This is a genomic window from Rosistilla oblonga (assembly GCF_007751715.1).
Classification (GTDB): domain Bacteria; phylum Planctomycetota; class Planctomycetia; order Pirellulales; family Pirellulaceae; genus Rosistilla; species Rosistilla oblonga.
On sequence record NZ_CP036292.1, the window covers coordinates 6,946,824 to 6,969,898 of the forward strand.

General features: G+C 59.1%; 17 protein-coding genes. 9 read left to right on the forward strand and 8 right to left on the reverse strand.

Annotated features, from left to right (window positions below; all coding sequences use genetic code 11):
• Positions 1 to 18 precede the first annotated feature (18 nt).
• On the reverse strand, positions 19 to 1,488 hold the full coding sequence (locus CA51_RS24520; protein ID WP_145123744.1) for an RICIN domain-containing protein: 1,470 nt from the start codon (positions 1,486 to 1,488) through the stop codon (positions 19 to 21).
• Positions 1,489 to 2,266: 778 nt separating this feature from the next.
• Here CA51_RS24520 and CA51_RS24525 point away from each other — a divergent pair.
• The 3 genes from CA51_RS24525 to lipA all read left to right on the forward strand — a co-directional run bounded on the left by CA51_RS24525 (position 2,267) and on the right by lipA (position 5,774).
• Entirely contained in the window at positions 2,267 to 3,871 is a 1,605-nt protein-coding gene (locus CA51_RS24525) for an amidophosphoribosyltransferase (protein ID WP_145123745.1), read from the forward strand.
• Positions 3,868 to 4,755, forward strand: coding sequence for a cysteine peptidase family C39 domain-containing protein (locus CA51_RS24530; protein WP_145123746.1), 888 nt, complete (start codon positions 3,868 to 3,870; stop codon positions 4,753 to 4,755). The genes CA51_RS24525 and CA51_RS24530 overlap by 4 nt, the downstream gene beginning before the upstream one ends.
• Before the next feature lie 104 nt (positions 4,756 to 4,859).
• Complete coding sequence (gene lipA / locus CA51_RS24535; RefSeq protein WP_145123747.1) at positions 4,860 to 5,774, forward strand: lipoyl synthase; 915 nt, start codon at positions 4,860 to 4,862, stop codon at positions 5,772 to 5,774.
• A gap of 119 nt (positions 5,775 to 5,893) precedes the next feature.
• Here lipA and CA51_RS24540 read toward each other — a convergent pair whose 3' ends face one another.
• Genes CA51_RS24540 through CA51_RS24550 form a run of 3 tightly spaced genes read right to left on the reverse strand, consistent with a single transcriptional unit; the run spans position 5,894 to position 10,094 of the window.
• Positions 5,894 to 6,901, reverse strand: a complete 1,008-nt coding sequence (locus CA51_RS24540; RefSeq protein ID WP_145123748.1) for a hypothetical protein — start codon at positions 6,899 to 6,901, stop codon at positions 5,894 to 5,896.
• Positions 6,898 to 8,814: a dermokine domain-containing protein gene (locus CA51_RS24545; RefSeq protein WP_145123749.1), complete on the reverse strand. Its 1,917-nt coding sequence runs from the start codon at positions 8,812 to 8,814 to the stop codon at positions 6,898 to 6,900. The genes CA51_RS24540 and CA51_RS24545 overlap by 4 nt, the downstream gene beginning before the upstream one ends.
• Positions 8,811 to 10,094 (reverse strand): MotA/TolQ/ExbB proton channel family protein, encoded by a 1,284-nt coding sequence (locus tag CA51_RS24550; RefSeq protein ID WP_145123750.1) that lies wholly within the window; start codon positions 10,092 to 10,094, stop codon positions 8,811 to 8,813. Before CA51_RS24550 ends, CA51_RS24545 begins: the two co-directional genes overlap by 4 nt.
• Before the next feature lie 370 nt (positions 10,095 to 10,464).
• Here CA51_RS24550 and CA51_RS24555 point away from each other — a divergent pair, with 370 nt between their 5' ends.
• The 3 genes from CA51_RS24555 (at position 10,465) to CA51_RS24565 (ending at position 13,110) form a co-directional block, all read left to right on the forward strand.
• On the forward strand, positions 10,465 to 10,839 hold the full coding sequence (locus CA51_RS24555; RefSeq protein ID WP_145285396.1) for a hypothetical protein: 375 nt from the start codon (positions 10,465 to 10,467) through the stop codon (positions 10,837 to 10,839).
• Between the two features lie 92 nt (positions 10,840 to 10,931).
• Positions 10,932 to 12,719, forward strand: a complete 1,788-nt coding sequence (locus tag CA51_RS24560) for a helix-turn-helix domain-containing protein (protein WP_145123752.1) — start codon at positions 10,932 to 10,934, stop codon at positions 12,717 to 12,719.
• A 64-nt stretch (positions 12,720 to 12,783) separates the two neighbouring features.
• Positions 12,784 to 13,110, forward strand: a complete 327-nt coding sequence (locus tag CA51_RS24565) for a hypothetical protein (protein WP_145123753.1) — start codon at positions 12,784 to 12,786, stop codon at positions 13,108 to 13,110.
• On the opposite strand, the gene CA51_RS24570 is transcribed toward CA51_RS24565, so the two are convergent.
• The 3 genes from CA51_RS24570 to CA51_RS24580 all read right to left on the reverse strand — a co-directional run bounded on the left by CA51_RS24570 (position 13,107) and on the right by CA51_RS24580 (position 17,526).
• Positions 13,107 to 14,219 (reverse strand): HD domain-containing protein, encoded by a 1,113-nt coding sequence (locus CA51_RS24570; protein WP_145123754.1) that lies wholly within the window; start codon positions 14,217 to 14,219, stop codon positions 13,107 to 13,109. The two genes, CA51_RS24565 and CA51_RS24570, sit on opposite strands and share 4 nt — an antisense overlap.
• A 149-nt stretch (positions 14,220 to 14,368) precedes the next feature.
• On the reverse strand, positions 14,369 to 16,051 hold the full coding sequence (locus tag CA51_RS24575; RefSeq protein ID WP_145123755.1) for a CRTAC1 family protein: 1,683 nt from the start codon (positions 16,049 to 16,051) through the stop codon (positions 14,369 to 14,371).
• Positions 16,052 to 16,119: 68 nt separating this feature from the next.
• On the reverse strand, positions 16,120 to 17,526 hold the full coding sequence (locus CA51_RS24580; protein WP_145123756.1) for a tetratricopeptide repeat protein: 1,407 nt from the start codon (positions 17,524 to 17,526) through the stop codon (positions 16,120 to 16,122).
• A gap of 89 nt (positions 17,527 to 17,615) precedes the next feature.
• Here CA51_RS24580 and CA51_RS24585 point away from each other — a divergent pair, with 89 nt between their 5' ends.
• Together CA51_RS24585 and CA51_RS24590 are read left to right on the forward strand one after the other, a co-directional pair.
• Positions 17,616 to 18,704, forward strand: coding sequence for a DUF1559 domain-containing protein (locus CA51_RS24585; RefSeq protein ID WP_145123757.1), 1,089 nt, complete (start codon positions 17,616 to 17,618; stop codon positions 18,702 to 18,704).
• A 53-nt stretch (positions 18,705 to 18,757) separates the two neighbouring features.
• Positions 18,758 to 19,072, forward strand: coding sequence for a hypothetical protein (locus tag CA51_RS24590; protein WP_197451448.1), 315 nt, complete (start codon positions 18,758 to 18,760; stop codon positions 19,070 to 19,072).
• A 141-nt stretch (positions 19,073 to 19,213) separates the two neighbouring features.
• Here the strand turns inward: CA51_RS24590 and CA51_RS24595 are convergent, their stop codons facing one another.
• Positions 19,214 to 20,617, reverse strand: coding sequence for a neutral/alkaline non-lysosomal ceramidase N-terminal domain-containing protein (locus CA51_RS24595; protein WP_145123759.1), 1,404 nt, complete (start codon positions 20,615 to 20,617; stop codon positions 19,214 to 19,216).
• 694 nt (positions 20,618 to 21,311) lie between these two features.
• Between CA51_RS24595 and CA51_RS26010 the strand changes: the two genes are divergently transcribed.
• Positions 21,312 to 22,970 (forward strand): calcium-binding protein, encoded by a 1,659-nt coding sequence (locus CA51_RS26010; protein ID WP_197451449.1) that lies wholly within the window; start codon positions 21,312 to 21,314, stop codon positions 22,968 to 22,970.
• The last annotated feature ends 105 nt before the right edge of the window (positions 22,971 to 23,075 follow it).

Consider the following 23,075-nt stretch of genomic DNA (forward strand, 5'->3'; position numbering starts at 1 on the left):
CGTTTGCGTCAAACAAGATCAACGCGATGAGTTCCGCCCACTAAAGGCGTCTTCTGGATCGCCCTCGTCCCAATCCCAATCTTTGAGTTCCAGCCTTCGCACGCCGCCGGAATTGTTCTGCCGCTTGGCAGCTCGATAGACATCGCTGCGGCCGCCCTCAAAAGTCGCTGGCACTTGGAAGAAGCCAACGCTTCGCGGGGCGTGCTGGATCTCCGGCGCCGATCCGGGCTGAGTGCGATCGATGTAGACCGATTGCGGTATCATCTCGTAGACGCTGATGTCGTAGAGCGGCTGCGGCGGCACATCGACGACCGATTCTTCACGAACCCGCACTCCGTTGGGCTGCAGCACCTCGAGCAGACTAACAACTCGAGACCCCGGATCGCGTTCGAAGGTCGCCGGCCGCGACTCTCCCGCCGGGATCTTCAGCCGCTGCGAATTGTCGGGATCGCGCAAGTCGGTCACCAGCACCCACAAAGCGTTTGCGTGAGAGTTCGATAATTGAACCTGGACCGGTGCCAGCGGCGGATTGGACTCGACCGTCTTCGAAATCAGCACCGGCCCAACGGGATTGCCGATCGGCGGCGGGAAGCCGCTCGGTGGCAGGTTCCCCATCGCGCCAACTCGCTGCAGGCGGAACAACTGATTCTGCAAACCATGGCGAGTGAAGATGCCAACACTTGCGGGGCGACCGCCGCGCGGCTTCACGACGTCGATGACAAAATCGCGATTCGCTCGCAGTTCAAGCGTCACGAAGCCAGCGTTGTCGGGGACGATGCGAAACTGCATTGCATCGCCGCCGCCCATCCGACGATCGAACAGTTGAGCGTTCCCCTGGTTCCCGGCCAGGCCGGTCGCCATCCCGATCGCGAGCCCCCGATCCTTCATCGGCACGATCGAGACATAACCGCTGTCGGTTGGCAGCAACCGAAAGAAGACGTTCTGCCCGCCGGTGGCTTGCGTTTCGATCCGCACATTGGCGCCAGCTAGTGGTGCAACGGAAAGCAGCAACCCGGGGCCGAGTGCCGATTCAATCACGTACACCGATTTGGGGTCGTTGCTGGGATTGCCCGCAGCTTGCGGTCCAACCTGGTTGCCGGGCAACACGCCTGGTACGCCAGGATTGAGACCACCGTTGCCGCGCGGCGAGACGATCATCTGCGTCGACCGGAATGCGATGCTCCCCAGCGGTCCGGCCAGCGAAGCGACTTGCATATTGCCTGCACCACGCAGCGGCCAACGAATCGACTGGCCCATCGCCTGACTCGAATACGCGGCGTAGCCGTTGGCGTCGAGTTGCGGATCACGATCGTAAATCGATGCCTGACCATTGGCATCGACGATCACCAATCGATCCGCCGTCAGTTGCGCGGTCGAGCGCAGACCGGATCCCGGCACGATCAGGTCGAACGTCTGCGCGTCGGCAAGTCGAGCGAACACCGATGCAAACAACAACGCGGCGAGACTCAAGCGGTTGGGAAAAGACATAACGGGTTCCATCGGAATCGGAAACACGGCGGCTCTTCTCTCCTTTATATGGCTTCCAACGGCAAGTCTGGACAACAAACGCCGAATTTTCTTACCCACACGAACCGCAAGCGAATGATCGTGATCCGGCACCCATACCAGCACGAAGCGCAAGCGAGTGACGCACCTTCAATTTCTCGTGACCACTCGCTTGCGTTTCGTGCTGGTATTTGAGATCGCTTGCTTGTGTTTCGTGGTGGCGTGGGGGGATCACTCGCTTGCGCTTCGTGCTGGTATTTGTGATCGCTTGATTGCGTTTCGTGGTGGCGTGGGGGGACCACTCGCTTGCGCTTCCTGCTGGTATTGAAATCACTTGGTTGCGCTTCCTGGTGGTATTTTTTTGGTTGGTGCCGAAGCGACAAACTCGGCTGGCGAGCGGCGGAGTGGGGCATGAATCGGATCGCAACATCCACCAATTCGAGTTACCACAACCCTCCGCAAGGCCTCCGAGCAACTGGAGTTGCCGAGGCTGGTTGGCTAGCTGTGAGGCGACGTTTGGGTTACCGAATTCCGCAATCTACATAAATGTTGGGAAAGAAAACCTGTTGTGCCGATAGGGATCGGGCAAGCGATTCACGTGTTTGCTGCCGATCGACCGCGGATTAACCGCAGTCGAAGCAATACGGCGGAATTGCCGAAACGGCGTGGATGAGTAGACTTTATTAAGACGATAGTGTCCCCTTACATGAACGGCTCGGCTTGCGAGCCCTCAAAATGCACAACGACGGCGAAGGCCTGGATGAGCGAAATACATCACGAGTGCGGTGTTGCGGCGATCTACCATCTTCCACGTACGGCACCCAGCCCGATGTGTCCGGACCAAGGTCCGTCGCAGATCTCGCGGCTGATGCCTCGGATGCTGCTGGACATCCAGAACCGTGGCCAACTGGCGGCCGGGATGACCAGCTTTCATCCCAAGCGGCCTGAGATCCTGGCAACGTACAAAGACATCGGCACCGTTTCCGAAGTTTTTAAACTGAGCCATCGGGCCAAAAGCGAATCGATGATGCGATCGCTAGCCGGCCGCGCGGCGATCGGCCACGTACGGTATGCCACCTGCGGCCAAGACGACCGCTCTTACGCTCAGCCGTTCGAACGCCAGCACATTCACAAGCGGAAGTGGTTCAGTTTCTGTTTCAACGGACAGCTGGCGAACTATCAAATCCTCAAGCATCGCTTGCTGGCTGATGGCGACCATCACCTGTCGCGCGACACCGATACCGAGATCATTCTGCATGAGGTCGGCCGCCTGTTGAGCAACAGCGAAGGCAAGCCCGACTGGATCGATCTACTGGGCAAAGCGACCAAAGACTTCGACGGCGCTTACAGCATGGCCTTCCTGACGGCGCTTGGCGAAATGGTTGTCGCCCGCGATCCGCTGGGGATCAAACCGATGTGTTACGCCTTTGACGGCAGCCTGTTCGCCGCCGCTAGCGAAGACGTCGCTCTGGTCAACCTGGGCTTCGAACCCGAAGACATCAAGACATTGCCGCCGGGGCACGCCGCCCTGGTGACTCCCGGAGAAGGGTTGCGAATCGAGCCGTTTTGCGAGAGCAAGAGCCGAGCGCACTGCTTCTTCGAATGGATCTATTTCGCCAACGTCGCCAGCACGATGGACGAGAAGAGCGTCTATCTGAGCCGCACGCGATTGGGCGAAGAGCTTGCTCGCATCGAAATCGAATCGGGCGAGATCTCGTTGGATCCCGAGGACACGATCGTCGTCCCGGTCCCCGACACCAGCAAAGCCGCTGCCGACGCAATGGCTTACAAACTGGGCATCCCCAGCCGCGAGGGACTGATCCGAAACCGGTATTCCGGCCGAACATTCATCGAAGGCGGCCGAGCGCGACGCGTCAAAGCGTCGACCAAATACACTCCGCTTCGCGAAGTGCTCGAAGGCAAACGGGTCCTCTTGGTCGAGGATTCGATCGTTCGCAGCACGACGATGGGAGTCCTGTTGGATCGCATCCGCGATATGGGCGGGGCTCGTGAGATCCACGTTCGCGTTGCCAGTCCGCCGATCGTCGCCCCTTGCTTCTATGGCATCGACATGAGCACGATCGATCAATTGATCGCTCCGCGCTACTTCGAAAACGCCACTTTGACCGAATCGGGTCAACGCGAGATGGCTCGCGAACTGGGTGCCGATTCGCTGCGCTACCTGCCGGTCGAAGCGATCGCCCGCGCGATCGGGCTGCCGGCTGAAGAGCTGTGCCAAGCTTGCATCACCGGGAAATACCCGACGCCTTGCGGTCAAAAGCTGTATCAATTGGAACTGGAGAACGAAGGCCGGCCGCAAAGTGCCGAACGGACCTACGAGCGACTGGTTTCCAACCTCACATGACCGACATTTTCACAGCAATTGGCATCGTCCTGGTCGTGTCGCTCACGCTGGGACTGCTTGTTGCAAGGTCGCCGCAGCCCAGCGGCGTATGGCGCACCGCCGCGATGGCGATCCTGTTGATCGGGGCTTTTGGCAATGTCTTCTACAGCACCGGGCTGATCGTCTGGGCTCGCTATATTCCGCATTCGGCAGTGATCGTCTGGGCCAACGTCGTCCCGATCGCTGCAGCGATCTCCGCGGGACTCGCCTATCGCCTGCCCAACACGCCTCACTGGCGACAACTGCTGGCATCGGGCCTACTGGGACTGCTCTCCTTCGGCACCGTCTTCTGGCCGCTACAAGGTTTCATCCTGAGGCCACCGCAACCGGGCGGCAACACGTGGAGCCAGGGCGTGGCGCTGCAGACCTCTTGGTCCTCCTGCAGCCCTGCCGCAGCGGCGACGCTGTTGCGAGCCAACGGAGTCGACGTCGACGAGAGCGATCTGATGACGGCCTGCCTGACCGACAATCGTGGCACCGTTTCGCTGGGGCTGTATCGCGGTGTCAAACTGTTCGCCGACGCCAACGATCTGGAAGTCGAGATCGTTCCTCCCTCGCTGGATCAGTTGATCATCGACGACCAGTGGCCGGTATTGCTGATGGTGCGACTGCCCAAGACGGGCGTCGAAGACCCGCGTTACGAACACAACTGGGGCTGGATCCCAGGCCTTGGGCACTCGGTCGTCTGTTTCGGCCGCCTCCCCAACGGCAACTTCATCGTCGGCGATCCTTCGATCGGCCGCGAACAATGGACGACTGAAGACATGAAGATCCTGTGGCATGGCGACGGGATTCGCTTGCATAAGCGAGGGGAGCCCTTCGACGCCAACGCCCCGAAGCACTAGAATGCGATTGGCCCGGTGCGATTCGGAGCGATCCCAAAGCGGCACCCGCGCAGCGAAGAACAAGCAAAACGACGTTAGAAAACCTCCACAAGAGTATTTCAAAGATGGCATTTCGGTTACCAGTTGTCGCCGACCCGATCCCCGATCCAAACACTCCCGTCTCGGGTTCCGGTCGCCTGCCGCGGTGGCTCAAGCGCGAAGTCCCCAAGGGAAACGCAAACAACTTCACCGCTGGCCTGCTGGACGAACTGCGTCTGGAAACCGTCTGCGACAACGCCAAGTGCCCCAACCGCTCGGAATGCTACTCGCAGAAAACCGCGACGTTCATGATCCTGGGAGCGATCTGCACGCGGCCCTGTGGATTCTGTGCCGTCAATCGCGGCCGGCCACCGGAAAAGCCGGAGGTGGACGAACCGCAACGGCTTGCCGAAGCTGCGGCGCGACTGGGGCTGAAGCATGTCGTGATCACCAGCGTCACTCGCGACGACCTGCCCGATGGCGGAGCGGATCATTATTACCAATGCATCACCGCGGTCCGCGAGCGGACCGGAGCGACTGTCGAAGTCCTCACTCCCGACTTTGTGCAATGCAAAGAAGCACTCGACCGCGTCGTCGAAGCGCGTCCGGAGGTCTTCAATCACAACATGGAAACCGTGCCGCGGATGTATCGCCGCGTTCGTGGTCCGAAGAGCGATTACCAATGGACGCTGCAGTTGCTGCGTCGCGTCAAAGAGCTCGATCCAACGATCAAAACCAAGAGCGGCCTGATGTTGGGGCTCGGCGAAACCCGCGACGAACTGCTCGACGCGCTGGCCGACATGCGAGCCTACGACATCGACTTCCTGACTCTCGGCCAATACCTGCAACCGGGCGAAAAGTACCTGCCGGTTCAGCGATACATCACGCCGGAGGAATTCGACGAACTGGGCGAGATCGCCAAGAAGCTCGGCTTCAAGCAAGTTGCCAGCGGACCGTTTGTCCGCAGCAGCTACCACGCCCGCGACATGGCCGAAGCGTAGCCAACGGGCGAACGATGCTGCCGACGCGCACATCAGCCGCCACGCGTTAGCGTCCGGTTGCCAACAGAACCGGACGCTAACGCGTGGCGGCTAATTCCCGATACTGGCCAGCGTTCTGGCTACTGCGACTGAGATCGCGAGCCCGAGGGGCTGCCGGCGATCGGATGGCCGTGCGGCAGGGGGCGACCGGCGGTGGCGAAGCCCATTCGGTAGAGATACTCTTTGACCTGCCGGAACTGAGCAAAACTCTCCGGATAAACCCAGACCGTGACGGTCGTGCTGGCGGGATCGCGGCCAGCCAGTTCATAGGCCAATTGCGATTGTGGCTGCAGTGCTTGAGCGATCGGTTCGCCGATCGGTTCGCGCAGTGGTTCGATGATCAGTTCCGCCACCTGCACGCGCGATGCCATTCCGATCTGGCCACCGCGAGCGACCGATTCTCGTGACATCTGCATGCTGTAGTGAGCGACAAAATCGCGGATCGGACCGACCGACGACTCTTTGTCGCCGCTTCGCGCACTGCTGGCCAGCCGCTGGAAATCCTCTTTGATCTCGTCTAACAACGCGTCGATCGGGACCATCGCCAACAAACCGTCCTTCAAGCGGAAGTGAACCTCGTCGCCGAAGACGGTCTTGGCCATCGGCGTCGGCAAGTGTTCGACGGCGACGATCGATTCGGGAACCTCTTCCAAAGCAGATGCTTGGGCGTTGAGTTCAGCCAGTTCGTTTTCGGCGATCTCGCGATCGCGTTGCAGCGCCGCCGTCTTTTGCTTTTGCTCGTCCATCTCCGCCAGCGATTCTTCCCACTGCTGCTGAGCCACGTCCAGCAATTGCATCAGGACCTCGCGTTCCTTGCGGCGATGTTCCAGTTCGCCGTCGTAGGCGCTGATCGATTTCTCCAACCGCTCGACATCGCGGCTGACCGACAACGCGGTCCGATGCTCGCGATCGATCAACGCCAACTCCGCTTCGGTCGGCGGTTCGATCTCAATCTCTTGAGCCAGTTGATGCGACCGCGCACCGAGGATCACGACCAAGATGATCAGGATGCCGACCAGGTTGGCGACGATATCGAGGAACGAATCGTGCCCGCCGGAGAGTTGATCGGAACGCTTACGTCGACTCATCGCACGCTCCTTCCATCGACGCCGATCCCACTTCCATGAAGCAGGGTATTCAGCTGGTTAAAATTGGCTTCGCCCCCAGGAGCGATCGCCACCTGCAGAACCGGTTGCCAACGACCGCCGGTGAGTGCCAAGCCCCAGTTGTCGACGCGTTGCCGAACGAGTCCCGCCAACCGCACGACCGCGGCCGATGGGTCGGCAGGATCGACGAGGATCACGTCGGTGTCGTTGGTCGAATCGCCGATCATCACCAATCGATTGCCATAACATTGAACCTTGACGTTGCGGACGACAGCCGGTCCGTCGGAAGCTCCTTTGCTGCCACGCATCGCCCAACCGCGGCCACGCTGCTGCGACAACGGAGCACTCGCCGATACGCTTGCCGAAACACTGGCGTTCTGCGCCGCATCGGGATCGCTGCTGGCGTCGCTTCCCGATCCCATCTGCTGCGCCGACGCTTGCCCCGCGGCGACACTGCCATCGGCAGCGATTCCACCCGCGGCGTCGGAGGACTGTCCAGACGCATCCGCTTCGGTCCCTGCGCCGGTATCGGAGGAACCATAATCGCTACCGGTCTCGTTGCCACCAGCAGGTCCCTGCATCGCGCCGGGGCTGCCAAAGTTGCTGCCATCGCCCGTCGGAGGAGACAGCGACAACGAATCGTTAGAACCCGTCGTCCCGGGCGGATATTGGCCCGTCTGCTGCGAAGAATTCGGCTGGCCGAGCTTCGATCCCGACGCTGACTGCTGCGGCGAACCAGGCTGCCCCTGCTGCGTTCCCGCTGAAAACCGATTCGAAGATCCGTCGGAACTGTTTGCGATCGAAGAGCCGAGGTTCTGGTTCCAACGCTGCATCGGTTCTTGCATTCCCGAACCGTTGCCGCCGGAATAGCCCGAACCGGTTGGCGATTGACCGGGATGATTGCCGCTGCGACGACTAGCGAATCCTGTCGCTTGACGCTGCGTGGCGTCGTCGATCGCTTCGCCAATCGGATCGGATCCCGAACGCCCCTGTCGATATCGACTCGGCACGGCGCTGATCATTGTCGCGCGGCGGCGGACCGATTCGGCGACCACTTTTTCAGTTCGTTCGGCCAACACGTTATCCGGTTTCGGAAACGCCAACTCGACATCCGCGGGGACCAATTCGTAACCAAACTGATCATCCCAGGCGGTCATCGAAACGCGAGCGGCGGTGTAGGCCATGATCCCATCGGGACGGACGATCAGCAGCGGATACGGAGGCTCGCTGCCACTGGTCCCTTGCGATTCCCAGTAGTTGCGGATCGTACGGAGCGCAGCATCCAACGGATTGCCCGGCCCCGTCGGCCCACGCAATTCATCGATCGTGATCCGAACCCCTTCGGGCTGCAGAACGATTTGATTCGCCGAACACTCCAGATAGATCGGCCGCCGCTGGGTTCCGTTAGGACCGCGGTGAGGCATGATCGCGACGCGAGGCCGCCGCCCGGCGTTGCGTTCCTTCAGATCTTCTAACGATTCCTTTTTGTCTTCGATCTCGGCCGTCAGCTCTTCGATCTTCGACTTCAGTTCCGCTTCATCGGTATCCTCGACCAGAGCGCTGCGAATCTCCGACTGCAACGCTTCCAACTGACGCTTAACACGGCGCAGGTGATCTTCGACGTGAGCCAACTCCGACCGCCGCTCTTCGAGCACTTGGGTCTGCTGGTCGCGCACGTTCTGCAACTCCTCGGCCCGCCAACGTTCCTGCTGCGCCACCTCGGTGACCTCTTGCAGCATCTCTTGACGCTGCTGTTGAGCCACTTGTTCGGCGCTTTCCTTGGCATCTTTGGCGACCAAAGCGAGCAATAATATGAGTGTGCCTAGCGTACAGACGAGCACCGCAAGGAACGGAAACAGCGACGGCGCTAGACCAGGGCGTCTGCGCCTGCTCATGCCGCTTTACTCCGATTGGATTGCGATGGAACACGATCGACGATCAGATCGATGGCGCGGGCCAGCGAACGCATCGCGTCGCTCATCTCGGGCATCGCGGAGAGTCCCGCGGTGTTGGTCTGCAGCAGTTCGCGAACCTCGGCCAATTCCTTGGCGCGGTCGGCGGTACCGATCAGCAATTCGTTCTGTTGGGCGAGTGTTTGTTGTTGCACCATCAGAACCCGCGCGTTGTCGCTGAGCGCGGTCTGCCATTGCTTCCAACGTTGTTCGATCTGCTGCGAAGCGTTTTGGTGAGTCTTGTCGACGTGCTCGGCGTGGCTTTGCAGTGTCAGCTCGATCGCTTCGGTGAGCGCCGATTGCACTTGGTCGCCCGCGTTACCGACGACGCTGGTCCAGTGGTCGTGAGCCGAATCGACGGTCTTCTTCCACAGCTCGGCTTGCGTTTCAACTAACTGATTGACCGACGCTAAGACGGCCCGATTCATTTCGGCAATCGCCTGCAGAGGTTGGTCCGCAGTCGATTCTTCGGGGAAACCGCCCGAGAGGATTTCGATCGACCGTTGATCGAGAGTCGCCATCAAGTGATTCATCTTCTTCTCGACAGGGAACTGCAAGAAGATCGCGATCACGGAAAGGACCAGCCCCAACGCCGTTGTATCAAAGGCGACGTACAAGCCGGCTTTTAAGTTGTCGACGGCGTTCTGGCCGTCGCTGAAGTCGAGGCCACCGAGCGTCTGCGTGATACCGACCACGGTTCCCAGGAAGCCCAACATCGGGATCGCCCAGACGATGATCCGCACCAATTGCAGGCTATCGTGCGATTGATCCGCTTCGCGATCCGAGACATCGCGAAGGTCGTCGTTCAAGAAACGCGTCGTTTTGCGGCGTTGCTGGCGGCCCAGCAGATCTTCCAGGCGATGGACCAACTGGCAACCGCGCTCGCTGCGCGGCAACTGAGCCAAATGATCGAGCCAGTGAGTGACGTGCTCTCCCAAATCCGACGACGTCCGCTCGGCTGGCTTAAGTTCGCTGTCGGCCAGACCGGCGACGATTCCCAGCTGGCGACGCGTATCCAGATGCCGAACGATCAATCCGACCAGGGCGACAAAAAACAGCACGGTCGCCGCATAAGCGACCGGGTGCCCCATGAAGTAGCGGTGCAGGAAAGGGACCGGGGAAACATACAGAACGCTATAGAAGATCGCCGCGACCAAGGGGCCCAGGGCGACGCTAGCGAGACCACTCCAACTATTCGAAGCCAAATTGTTTCGACCTGCCATCGTTGACCTTCGTTCGCACGCGAGATTCCGAACCGTGCGCCAGAGAGACTCTGGCACACCTATCACTTCAACCCGTCATCGTCCGTTACAAACGTGCAACTTGATTGGATCGTTAAAGTTTGCGCAACTGAACCCAAGCAGGGGGCGATTTCATAACCTATCGTTCAACTTCCTGGCGAAACCGCATCGCTTGCTAGCACAGATCGATCTTGATGTTGGATGCCCGACCGACCTACAACCGTCGGTCTAAACGACTGATTCGATTGTGCGGCAAATATCCTTCGTAGCGGCACAGCGCGGCAGACCGACGCCGAAAGCGCTTGAAGCTTTCGAGCAACGGCTCATAATGCCGTGAAGGATGTTTCCGCAGATGGCACAAGATAGGGAGATTGGTGCGATGCGGTTATGGCTGGGACTTGTGATTGCGGTGTTCACTCTCGTATTGGCGAATGTTTCGCCGGGCTCGGGAGCGGGCGAGACGCAGACGAAACCCGAGGCATCGCGGCCCGCCCTGGTGGCTGGAGCTGGAGAATTGCTCGGTTTTGTAAATCCTCAAGCAAACGACGGCCAGCAGATTACAATCGTAAATGCTACTCGCGGCACGATGCTGGTGTATCATATAGATGGCCCCACAGGTCAGATTACGCTGAAAAGCAGTCGTCGACTGACCTGGGATTTTTCCTTAGACGAATACAACGCCACTGCGCCGCTGCCGACCGAAATCCGGCAGATGGTTGAGCGTTAGGCCGGTCGGTCTGACGTTTGCCAAAGGGCCGCCAGTGGAACGTGAATCAACATCGCGCTTCTCTTCCTTTTCAGACACTGGTTCGGTAGGTCATGGCAAACAAATTCATCCCCCTCGAAGAAGCTGCACAGCTGTTGGGCATTCCAACCGAAAAGCTGGTTGAAATGCGTTCCAGTGGAGATGTCCGTGCCTTTAAGGATGGAGCCAGTTGGAAGTTTCCCAAGGACGAGATCGACCGCCTGTTGGCCGATGGGATCGAAGGCGATTCGGGGATCTACACCGGATTTGGCATCAGCGACGACGATGAGGGATCGTCGATCCTCGTCACCGAACAAGGCGCCGGGTCGGGCAGCCGAATCATTGGCGGCAACAGCTCGCCATCGGACAGCAGCGATTTGGAAATCGGCGGTGAACCCGAAGGGCAGGGGAGCGACGTCGCGTTGGTCGCTCGATCCAACGACGATGCCGGCAGCGACAGCGATGTGCAAATCATCGCCAACGAACTAAAGCTCGAAAGCGACGACTCGGCCATCGACAGCGGAGCTTCCGAAGAGAGCGCCGCCGATAAGATCAGCTTGAGCCTCGCCGACGATTCGATGGGCGACCTGGAACTGGCAAGCCCAGAACAATCTCCCGCCGCCGACGACGAAGTCGACTTGAGCCTCGATCTCAGCCTCGCCGACGACAGTCCTTCCGATGGCGGTAACATCGATCTCAGCCTCGCCGACGACGGCGGCAGCGACATGGGCGACGTCGACCTCTCGCTTGCCGAACCGGCGACCGGCGGCAGCGATCTGGACCTGAACTTCGACGACGTGGCCGGATCGGGACAGGGCGACAGCGCCATCCATCCCCCGGAGATTTCACTGGGGGCCGACAGCGACGCCGACGACTCGATTGGCGACCTGGGACTGATGGAGGACAGCGACGACGAGATCGACCTCTCCGACCCTCCCGTAAAAAGCGGTTCCAATCGAGGTGGCGACGATGTCCTCTCCGAACTCGACCTCCTGGGCGTCGATCAAGGCGGTTCGGGCAGCCTGATCAGCGGCGATAGCGAACCTTCGCTGCTGGGCGACCTGGACATGGAGTCGGCTCTTTCGGGCATCTCCGATATCGATGACGCCCTAAACGACGACGATGACTTGGTCATCTCCGGCGACGACGACGACTTGGTTCTCGGCGGCGCGGGGAGCGACATTTCGGTCGTCGGCGACAGCGGTATCAATCTGATGAGCCCTTCGGACAGCGGTCTGTCGCTGGAAAGCGAACCGTTGGACCTGGCCGGATCGAGCATTTCGGCACTGGATCTCGGCGGCGACGGCAGCGGCGTGACTCCCGGTTCGGGACCTGGCAGCAGCGGTCGATCGGCCGGTGGCAGCGGATCGCTTGTCGATTTCAAAGCGGACGAGGAGTTTCAGCTTTCGCCATCGGGAATCGGCCTGGAAGCCGACGACGATAGCGCTTCCCAAGTGATCGAAGTCGAAGAGTCCGACGCCTTTGGTGCCGCGATGGACCTCGGCGACGCTGGCTTTGTCGATCCGTCCACCGGGGACGGCCGCGGCTGGGCCGAACGAAACGAATTGCTAGCGGATGACGCGCAGGGGATCGACGAAGCTGGCCTGGTTGCCGACGGCGTCGAAGAGGATCTGATCGTCGCCAACGCTCCGGTACAACAAGCCGCCGCGGTGGCCCCCGGATATGAAGTCCCCTTCTCGGTCTGGAACGTTTCCGCCTTAGCCGGCATCCTGGTGATGATGAGCGTCGGTGGGATGATGACGACCGACCTGGTCCGCAATCTCTGGACCTACAGCGAAACGACAAGCCCGATCAGTTCGTTGACCGAAACGATCTTGAGTGCATTGGGCATGAACGGCTAAAAAGGGGAATAAATCCGCGCGGCTCGCTGCGGATCCTCCCTGCATTTCCGTTCAGGCTTCGTCGATGAACCCCCAAGCCGTTTTTCTATTGTGCGTCGCGATGCTGTTACCGGCATCGACAGGCTGCAGCCTGTTTGGACGCGACAAGGCGGCTCATCTAGAATCGGAATCCGAACGGCTGCTCGCCGACTATCGCTACGAGCGCGAGCGAGCCAATCGCCTGGAACTGCTCAACAATGTTTTGACGCAGCGCGTCGAGAGCCTCGAAAAACGACTGGCGATCAACACCGACCAGACCGCCCCCACCCCGGTCGCCGACCGCCGACAACCGGTCGACTTTCCCAGCACCGCTCCAGCTGTCGATCCTTGGAAACCGACGCTCCGTCGCTAGCCAAACATCGTTTCCAGACTACGGATATAGTCGAGCGCATCGCCGACATCATCCACCTGCACTCCCTGCTGGCGCCCCAGCCGGTCGGCATCCGATAGCGACACCAAGTCGTCGTGCCAGGGATGTTCCACCAACCGGCGACGCGCTCTGGCGCCGAGTGTTCGATCGCGCAACTGGTGAGCCAACATGTGGTGCTCGATCAACCAAGCGGTCCGCGGTTGGATAAATCCGTCGAGCGCTTCGAGCCCCGCAGCCACATGGTCCTGCGGATCGATCGCCTTGCCAACGTCGTGCAGCAGCGCCGCCAATAGAAAGTCCTCGTCGTAAGGCATCTCATCGCGAGCGTGTTCGAAGACTTGCAAGCTGTGATAAAGCGCGTCCCCCTCGGGATGATACTTCAGATTCTGCTTGACGTTCTCCAGCGGCCACAACAACGACTCGTACAACTGAAACCGATCGACTTGGCATTCGGCTTCCTCCAACGCATGATCCTGCTGGTCGATCCCCTGGCCGTGCTCCAGTTCGATCAACCGCTGCAACTGCGGTAGGCTGGCCCGCTCGATCGCCTTCCCCGTGATCGAACTCTTAAAACGATGGCCGATCAGCGACGGATGGTAGACCGTCAGTTCGACGGGAAATTCGTCGCGGAGATGGATGTGCGTGAAGACGCGTTCCTCGCCATCCTTGCGAACTCGCTTGCGTTCCATCTGGCAACCGCTCCCCGTCTCTTCGACGTGCAGCAAGATCGACTGCGGATTGCTGGCGAAGACATGGATGTCGATGTCCGAACCATCGCGGACGTGCCCGGTCAGCACGCTGCCGATCAGATAGGGATGGAACGCCTGCAACTGACGCATCCACCACAGAGCTCGCAGCCGCATCTTGTGCAGTCGCTGGGAATGCCCGAGATCGCCTTCGTGCATCCGCGCCATCATCTGGACCTGGTCGCGGATCTCCGCATTGCTAGGCAGATCGGCCGGTTTGACCCAAGATTTCTGAACCCGCCGCGCCGCCTTCAGCTTGGCTCGGTAGTATTCGGATTCTTCGTGATCGTACAGCAGCCGAGCTGCTTCCCAAGCGATTGCATAACGCAATTTGGGTGATGCCATTTCACAAGGCTCGAACGATGCGAGCCGGAAAGATCGAGTAACAAGAGTCGATTGACGCGAGATCGCCAAACGGAAGTCACTTCGATCTTACGCCAGCGGTTGGTGAAAGGCAATCAAAAGGCGATCGGCCAGCGGGGCAACCCACAGTTTCAATTTGCCGCATCCGCCGGCTCGATCACATCGATGTAGCGATCCAATTGGTCGATTTCGATCTGCTGCTCTGCGCCGCTGGGCCAGACGACACGAAGACTCTCTGCCGTGGCTCCCGCTGGAATCCCCAACAGAACGCGTGGATCGCAATGCGACAGATAGCTGCCGCCACCGGCGAGCGTCCGGAACTGGGGCCCGGCGGATGTCTGCAGGTAGATCTTGGCACCGATCGCCGACCGATTCGAACGACGCCCGATCAACCGGACTCCCAACCAATGCGTCTCGCAAGAGGTTCGGTTTCGGATCAACGCGGCGTCGGCGTTGTTATGCGAGAAGACAAAATCGAGCATTCCGTTGTTGTCAAAGTCGGCCGATGCTAACCCGCGACCAAGATGCGATTGGCCGAAGTAATCGTCCTCAGCAAACGCGACTCGCTGAAAGCTATTCCCCTCATTTTGAAGCAGAATCGGTTTCTGTTTGACGAGACCACTGGTGGGACGCTTGATCACGTGACCGTTGGAGACGACAAGGTCTTCGTCGCCATCGCGATCGATGTCGCAAGCAACTGTACCAAAACCGACGTTGGTCGAATTCAACCGATAGATCCCGGCCGACTGGCTGGCATGGGTGAAGACATTGCTCGCGTCGTTCCGGTAGAGCGCAAAGGATTCGTTTTCATAATTGGCCACCCACAGATCGGGCCGCTGATCGCGATTGAAGTCCAAGACGGCCACGCCCATGCTTCCGTTAGGGACGCCGCGATCATCGGTTGCCAAGCCTGCGATGGTGCCGGTTTCGGAGAGTTTCGCATTACCATCGTTCACGTAATAGAAGTTGTCGACAGTATCGTTGGCGACGTAGACATCGAGATCGCCGTCGAGGTCGAGGTCGGCGACGGTGACTCCAAGTCCCTTCCCGCCTGGCACGAGCCCCATCTCCTCGCTCGCATCGCGAAACGTTCCATCGCCATTGGCCATGTACAAAACATCGTCGACTCCCGAAAAACTTCGCGGCGGACAGATGTCTGCAACTCCACTGCTATCGGTGCAATCGGGGTCGTTTTCCCACGACCAATCGACGTAGTGGACAACGTACAGATCGAGATTGCCATCGCCATCGAGATCGCCCCACGCCGCACTGCTGCTCCACAGCGAATCGCTGAGTCCGCGATCGACATGCGTTTCGCGAAAGGTTCCGTCCCCTTGGTTTTGAAACAATTGCAGACCGCCGTAACCGGTTACCAACAGATCGTCGAAACCATCGTTATCGAAGTCGCCGACCGCGCAACCGTGAGTATAGAACTGGGACGATGCGATCGATGCATCATCCGACACATCGTCGAACTGAAACGCTGAATGCTGGCGAAACAATCCGCTTGGTCGCGGGCCCGGTGTTTCACCGGCGGCCAACACTCCACCACCGGGAAAAAAGATATCGCAGTGCCCGTCGCGGTCGTAATCCAAGACCCCCACGCCGCCGCCCAACGCCTCCAGGATACTATTGGTCGTCTCCAGCCCACCATGACGATACATAAACTGGACACCGCTACCGGCCGTAACGTCATCCAACTGAATCGTCTCGATAGGATCGCTGACTTCATCCTTGCTGGGTTGGGGATCGGGTGTCGATCGCGAGCATCCAATCGACAGCAGGATCAGCGTTGAAACGACAAGTGTTCGCACGATTGCAACCTGGGATCAAGACGGGGCGGTAGGTGAAGTGTGAGTCAAACCAAAGCCTAGGCGATCGATCACGGCACGACTACCGATGTCGATTCCGATGGGACAGCGAGAATCTCGTTTGCCAATCCACGATGACGCCTAGCAAGCTCCGCAAATGATGGCGAGCGAGCGGCATTGTTTTCGTAGTAGGTCGCCAAAGCGTCGTGCGCACCCCAGTGCCGAGGATCCTGAGCGAGCACACTCTGCAACCAAAAGATCCCGAGCTTTGGCGATTGGTACTTTAGATAGATCATCGCCACCTGAAACCGCGCCTCGTTGTCTGTCGGGTCGGTGCCGAGAGACGTCCGTAGATTTTCAGTTTTCGCAAGCTCCTGCCGGACGGTTTTGACGTATTCGAACTCCTTCTCCGCCTCGGCTTGCTCACCTTGCCCCCGCAATGCGATCGCCAACGCATAACGCGCATCGAGATCATGAGGATTCGCTGACACAGCCCGCCGCAGCCGAGGAAGGGCGGCAGCAAAATCGCCGTTTGCGGAATCCAACTTCCCCAGTTCAAACGCCGCGGGATCGCCATCGGGCTGGAAACCAAGACGCTGAAAAGCGACGACAACCTGCTGCGGCTGGTAGTCTTCAACCTGCTGGAGAATTTCGCGGGCATCGTCGCTGTTGCCCAACATCACCAGCGACCTCGCTTCACCGATTTGCGCCGCAGCGGCAGTGTCGGGCGAGACCTTGTGACAAAGCTGAAAAAGCTCCAACGCCTCCTCGGGCCGCTTGCGTTCCAAAAGCAGGCGAGCCAACGAATAAATCGCCGGTGCGTAGCTGGGCTGCTTCGCCAACGCGCGGCGGTACTCCTCTTCCGCCGCGTCCTGCTGCAGCGCGTATTCGCCAATCCTCGCTCGCTTCACATGCGGCTTGGGATCTTCGGGAAACCCCGTTTGCCAAGCTTCCAAAAGTAACTGAGCTTCCTCCAGCCGACCTTGGCTTGCCAAACCGTGGGTATAGGCGTCGCAGATGTCGGCGCCGTCGGTCCCCGGCGATTCGAGCCAAGCCTTCAACTCGGGCTCAATCTTCTCCAACTCCCCATTTAGCGCAGCCGCTAAAAGTTTTTCTCGTTCGATGTCGCGAGAATTTGCCCCGTGCTGTTGGGCGCGGCGCAGCTGCAACTCCGTCTCCGCCAAATCTCCACGCCGCAGACTGATCCTCGCCCTCAGCAGATCGATGGAAACTTGATCACCATTGCAAAACTCCGCAAGCTGCAACGCCTCGATCGCCGATGCATGATCCCGCCGATCCATCGCCGAGCGAGCATTTTGCAGCGGCCAGAGCGCAAACCCTCCTTGCAGATAGGCCACGAGAACAAGCAGAACGAGGACCACGCCCCCCACTACGGCCGTACGTCGTTTGCTGCCAGGCACTTGCTGCGGCGAAGCGGGTTTGGCGGTGCAAGCGACACGACTGTTCTTCCTACTCATCCCGCAAATTGTATCCCAACCAAAAAAGGGCTCCAAAAGAAATCATTGACACGCATACATCATACCGATTTAATGGTTAGCTGGTGCCCTTGACCCGGCTGCAAGGGCCACATTCTTCCTTTTCTATTGAGAGATATCTTCTTATGAAAAGCAAACGCGAAGGTTTTACCCTAGTTGAGCTGCTGGTTGTGATTGCAATCATCGGCATTTTGGTTGGGCTGCTGTTGCCAGCAGTCCAAGCTGCTCGCGAAGCAGCCCGGCGTATGAGTTGTTCTAATAACATGAAGAACATTGCGCTCGCGTTCCACAATTACCACGACACGTACAAAAAATTCCCGATTTACACCAACCGCTTCACAAGTAGCGCTGGAACATGCAGCCACTGGGAAGGATTCAGTGCGCACACAATGATCCTGCCCTTCATGGAGCAGCAACCGCTTTATGATCAAATCAGCGCAATGTGGACCACTGCCCCACAATTGCACGAGGGTTGGCGTGTCGACCCGTTCACCACACCACGTCGAACTCGAATCGATGCATTCATGTGCCCGTCGGACGGATCGAATTCCGGTGCAGACACGGGCAACTGCAGCTACGCCGTTAGCGAAGGCTGTGCGTTGGGATGGACCGGAACCAATGCAAACAACAACGGTATGTTTGGTCGCGAAACCGGATTTGAACGTCGGATGGCCGACGTTAAAGACGGAACCTCCAACACCGTGATGGTCGCAGAACATTTGTTGGGAGACCACGACAACAACTTCTATCGCCCCGGCGACGTAGTTCGCGCTATCGGATGGACAGGCACGAATAAGGCTTGGCCAGTAACCGGAGAACTCTACAGCCCAGGTGACATTGAAACCTATGGCCAGGCTTGTGAAGCTGCCATCGCAAACCACCACAGTCACGCTGGTCGGGATTGGATGGCGCCGATGCCAACCCAAACCGTCTTCAACACCGTAGCCCCACCAAACTGGAAATACCCCAACTGCCAGCCCTGTAGCGGTTGCGGATGGATGGACAGCGAAGGCGTCTTTCCTTCGCGAAGCCAGCACCCTGGCGGTGCCATGCACGGCTTGGCCGATGGCTCGGTCCGCTTTGTCGCCGAGACGATCAATGGACAAACGTATTGCCACTTGGGCAATCGTAATGACGGTCAAGCCATCTCGCTCGACTAGACTCGCTGAATTGCAAACCCTTGCAATCACACCTTCAACTGGACTAAGGACAAATGGAAATGATGGGACGTTGTGTTTTCGGCGTTTTACTGACTCTTGCGATGATCGGCTGCGGATCGGGTACGGCACCAGTAAAGGTCCAACCGACTGCGACACCAGCGGCACAGACAGTAAAAGCCACGCTTGAACAGGTCGCCGAATCCGGCGAACTCGGCAGTGGAGCTGAAGAGCTTCAGAAGGCCTTAGAGGAGATGAAGGCGAGTGATCCCGCCAAAGCAGACGCGCTGCTTTCCGACTTCGAGAGCCTGAAAAACAGCTCAGGCGCTTCGGCCAAGTCGAAGGCAAAGGCAATGCTGGGCAAGATGTAGCGTTCGCGAGATCGAACGGCAGCATTCGAAATTGACGCTGGCCGGTCACCAAGCTTTATTGCTCGGTGCCCGGCCAGTTTTCGTTCTACAACCAATGAACTTCAACTGAATCGGTAACTCTCGATTCCATCAGCGGATCGGCTATTTCAGGTCCTGCATCAATTCTAGCAGAGTCTCGGTGATTCGGTCGGAGGCGTCCAACTGAACGCGGTTGGTTCCCATCCAGGTTTCGTAGCCGCCCAGTTTGTGTTGAGCCGGCGTGGGGAGATAACCGTAGCTGCCGTTGGCCAGTTCGATCGTGAAAGCGTCCGCAAAGGGAGCCTTCTCTTTGATGTCCAATCCGATCTGCGTAAAGACTTCGAACGGGATCGCGGCGATCGTCAGGTCGCCGATCCGCACCGCTTGCAACAACACGTCCCATTGATCGGGACCTTCCAGCAGTCGCTGGACGCGGCCGGCATAACTTTTCTGATGCCGGTGATATTCCTTAGCTCCCTCGGGCAAGGCTTTGATCGATGCAAAGTATTCCTGCATCTCGGCGTCCGGCTTGCGGACCTTGAGCGTCAGATCGCGGTGAGCAACGCTCAGTGGCACCCAGTCCTGGAATTCGATCTTGGCGTGCGCATCGATCACCTTGTCGGCCACTTTGTGCGCTACCTCGGTCATCTTTTCATAAGGCTTGTAGGGACGGCCGCGATCGCGGAAGTTGATGTTGTTGACATCGCCGCTGGTCCCGTTGGTGAGGATACCAACAAATGGTTTGTCGCTATCGGAGGCCTTCAGTAGCTCGCCGATCCGCTGGGAAAAGACGCCAAAGTAGTCCGCGGAGACCTCGCCTTTGCCCATGCCGCCAACGTAGTGCAGCGAATAATTGGCCATCAGCGAAATCGGACGGCCGTCGATCGATTGGACGCTGATAAACGAGATCTCCGGATCGACGGGGCCCGCCGGCTTGATCAGAGTCGGGTGACCGCTGGGTGGGTTCATGCGAACCGTATCGACGCCGCCAAACGGATTGCGACGGTGCCGCTCATCGCCGATGTGCCAGCGGCGGTTGAAGACCTCCGACGGCTCCTCTCCCGCCCCCCAGCCGATTTTGGCGGGTTCGAGATTCTCGACAGCTTCGGCAACTGCTTTGACGATTCCGGCAACCAGAATCGGGCGATACTTTTCCGAAGTCGCTCGCGTGGCGCTGTGCGTGTGCGTCGCCGACATCAACAGATTTTCGCCGTCGATCGCACCGGCTCGATCGATCTGCTCGCGCGCTTCGTCCCAGATCTCGCGCGAGATCCCAACGTTGTCGCAGACGACAAAACCGATCCGGTTCTTGCCGTCGTCCAGGATCAAACACTTCGCGTGCAATGGATCGTGGATATGTTGAGCGGGAATCGGAACCCAGTTGCCGACGACGAGTTCGCCAAGCGGAGGCGTGATATCGACCATCGCAGCACCGGCGCGCAACGTCGGCTTTTCCGCGGCGGTAGCATCGAGGGGAGCGATCGCGATGGCGATCAACAACAGACAGAACGGGACACGGCGCAACATGACGGGGACCTTTTCCTTCTTGAGTGAATTCGTAGGGAGGAGCGACAGATCCAACGCGATCGCGGCGGGAAGCGGCCCCAAGAAACGGGAACACTTGATCGACGAGGACCCCCGAAAGTATAGCAGTCAGCGCGAGGCGATGCCTTCAACTTGTAAGACAGCCCTCACGCGGCAGGCCGGGGCTGCTCCCCACACTTGCCCCAGCGAAGCTCGGGAGGGTCGGAAAACGTGCGTCTAGCAAGTTTTTCGGAGAGAGTGCAGTCGTGTATCGCTACAGGGACGCCCTTTCCGTGACGGTCCATCTTCATGTTGTGACGCAATGCGATTTAGGGAACGCCGGCTCTCCTCTAGCTTGCCTGGGCAGATTTGCAACGGTTTGGGCGATCGCAGCACTGTGCAATTATTTTCTCAAGCCGAACCGATTCCCCGCACCGCTCCTGGCGGCGGAACGAAACCTAGCGTTCACCGTAGCGGGTTCATTTGATGCGGGGTACGTCCAGGCGGGCGCTCGATCGAATACCGCGATGCCTGATCCATTCAGCGTCTATTCAATCGAGTCCAAGGGCAAAACAGTATGAAGCGGTTCGTTCAGTCCATCAAAAATCTATATCTCGGAAGCATATCCAACGAAACCGAAGCTCCCGAGCTCCCGAAACCGCGTGCAATCGGCGACGGTACCGAAACGACTGAGCCGATGTTGCTGATGTCGGCTTCCTGCGGAAACGCTGGCGATATCGTCGACAACGACATGCCCGCACCCAACGACGACATGCCTTCGTGTGGCAATGATGGTGGCCACGGTTGTGGTGCCAACGGCCACGATCTGTTCGGCAAAACCGGCGACGACGCGTGCGACATCTTCTACGACGGCGGACAGGACGACGGCGGACAGGACGATGCTGGACAGGACGATGCTGGACAGGACGATGCTGGACAGGACGATGCTGGACAGGACGATGCTGGTCAGGACGATGCTGGTCAGGATGATGCTGGTCAGGATGATGCTGGTCAGGATGATGCTGGTCAGGATGATGCTGGTCAGGATGATGCTGGTCAGGATGACGTCATCAATACGATCGACGGGACCGACGGACACGACTTGTTGGTCGGCGGTGAAGATGCCGACACGATCAATGGCAACGCGGGATCGGATCTGCTCAAGGGTGGCGCTGGCAATGACACGATCGACGGCGGCAGTGGCGACGATCTGATCAAGGGCGGAGCTGGCGATGACAAGCTCGAAGGAGGCGAAGGTGCCGACTTGCTCAAGGGCGAAGAGGGTGATGACCTAGTGAAGGGAGGTGCCGGAAACGATGTCCTCCAAGGCGGCCTTGGCGATGACTTGATCGACGGCGGCGAAGGCAACGACCTCGCCGACTTCAGCGGCAACCGCGACGATTATTCGATCGTCGACCTCGGCAACGGAACGCTGCAGATCAGCGGTCCCGATGGCGATGACCTGATCCGATCTGTCGAAACACTCCGCTTCAGCGATCAGACCGTACTCGTTTCCGACATCCTCAACCCCACACCACCGGTCGTCGTCGAACCACCGGTTGTCGAACCACCGGTAGCTGAAGAACCGCCCGTAGTCGTCGATCCTCCCATGGTTGATCACCCACCCGTCGTCGAACCACCGGTAGCTGAAGAGCCGCCAGTAGTCGTCGATCCCCCGATGGTAGATCACCCACCCGTCGTCGAACCGCCGGTAGCTGAAGAACCACCCGTAGTTGTCGATCCTCCCATGGTTGATCACCCACCCGTCGTCGAACCACCGGTAGCTGAAGAGCCGCCAGTGGTTGTCGATCCCCCCGTGGTTGATCACCCGCCCGTCGTCGATCCACCGGTAGCTGAAGAGCCACCCGTGGTCGTCGATCCTCCCGTGGTTGCTTACCCACCTGTCGTCGAACCTCCGGTAGCTCAAGAGCCACCTGTGGTCGTCGATCCCCCCGTGGTTAATCATCCACCTGTCGTCGAGCCGCCGGTAGCTGAAGAGCCACCCGTGGTCGTCGATCCTCCTATGGTTGGCCAACCACCTGTCGAAGAGCCACCGGTAGCTGAAGAGCCGCCAGTGGTCGTCGATCCCCCCGTGGTTAACCAACCACCGGTCGCCGAACCACCGGTGGCTGAAGAGCCACCGGTGGTCGTCGATCCCCCCATGGATGGATATATAACCAATGGCGGAATGGATGACGGATCCGATGACGGATCCGATGACGAGGATGAGGACGAATATTGGCGAAACGGAAGCGAGCGGGCGAACGAATATCGCCGCAACGTTTTCGAATACCTGAAAGCCAACAAGCGTGGCGGATCGGGCGGCGATAAAGACAATCCGTTCGGCGGCTACTAATCGTTCGCTCGCCAGAGCGAGCTAGATCCCCCAGGCACGCCGCGTTTTGCACACAGCAATCCGCGGCGGCGCAACGGCATCGAAGAACGAAAGGGAGCGGTCATG

Coding starts and splice junctions, on each gene's coding strand:
- CA51_RS24520 (WP_145123744.1), bottom strand. CDS start 1,488: ATGTCTTTTCCCAACCGCTTGAGTCTCGCCGCGTTGTTGTTTGCATCG.
- CA51_RS24525 (WP_145123745.1), top strand. CDS start 2,267: ATGAGCGAAATACATCACGAGTGCGGTGTTGCGGCGATCTACCATCTT.
- CA51_RS24530 (WP_145123746.1), top strand. CDS start 3,868: ATGACCGACATTTTCACAGCAATTGGCATCGTCCTGGTCGTGTCGCTC.
- lipA (WP_145123747.1), top strand. CDS start 4,860: ATGGCATTTCGGTTACCAGTTGTCGCCGACCCGATCCCCGATCCAAAC.
- CA51_RS24540 (WP_145123748.1), bottom strand. CDS start 6,901: ATGAGTCGACGTAAGCGTTCCGATCAACTCTCCGGCGGGCACGATTCG.
- CA51_RS24545 (WP_145123749.1), bottom strand. CDS start 8,814: ATGAGCAGGCGCAGACGCCCTGGTCTAGCGCCGTCGCTGTTTCCGTTC.
- CA51_RS24550 (WP_145123750.1), bottom strand. CDS start 10,094: ATGGCAGGTCGAAACAATTTGGCTTCGAATAGTTGGAGTGGTCTCGCT.
- CA51_RS24555 (WP_145285396.1), top strand. CDS start 10,465: ATGGCACAAGATAGGGAGATTGGTGCGATGCGGTTATGGCTGGGACTT.
- CA51_RS24560 (WP_145123752.1), top strand. CDS start 10,932: ATGGCAAACAAATTCATCCCCCTCGAAGAAGCTGCACAGCTGTTGGGC.
- CA51_RS24565 (WP_145123753.1), top strand. CDS start 12,784: ATGAACCCCCAAGCCGTTTTTCTATTGTGCGTCGCGATGCTGTTACCG.
- CA51_RS24570 (WP_145123754.1), bottom strand. CDS start 14,219: ATGGCATCACCCAAATTGCGTTATGCAATCGCTTGGGAAGCAGCTCGG.
- CA51_RS24580 (WP_145123756.1), bottom strand. CDS start 17,526: ATGAGTAGGAAGAACAGTCGTGTCGCTTGCACCGCCAAACCCGCTTCG.
- CA51_RS24590 (WP_197451448.1), top strand. CDS start 18,758: ATGGAAATGATGGGACGTTGTGTTTTCGGCGTTTTACTGACTCTTGCG.
- CA51_RS24595 (WP_145123759.1), bottom strand. CDS start 20,617: ATGTTGCGCCGTGTCCCGTTCTGTCTGTTGTTGATCGCCATCGCGATC.
- CA51_RS26010 (WP_197451449.1), top strand. CDS start 21,312: ATGTTGCTGATGTCGGCTTCCTGCGGAAACGCTGGCGATATCGTCGAC.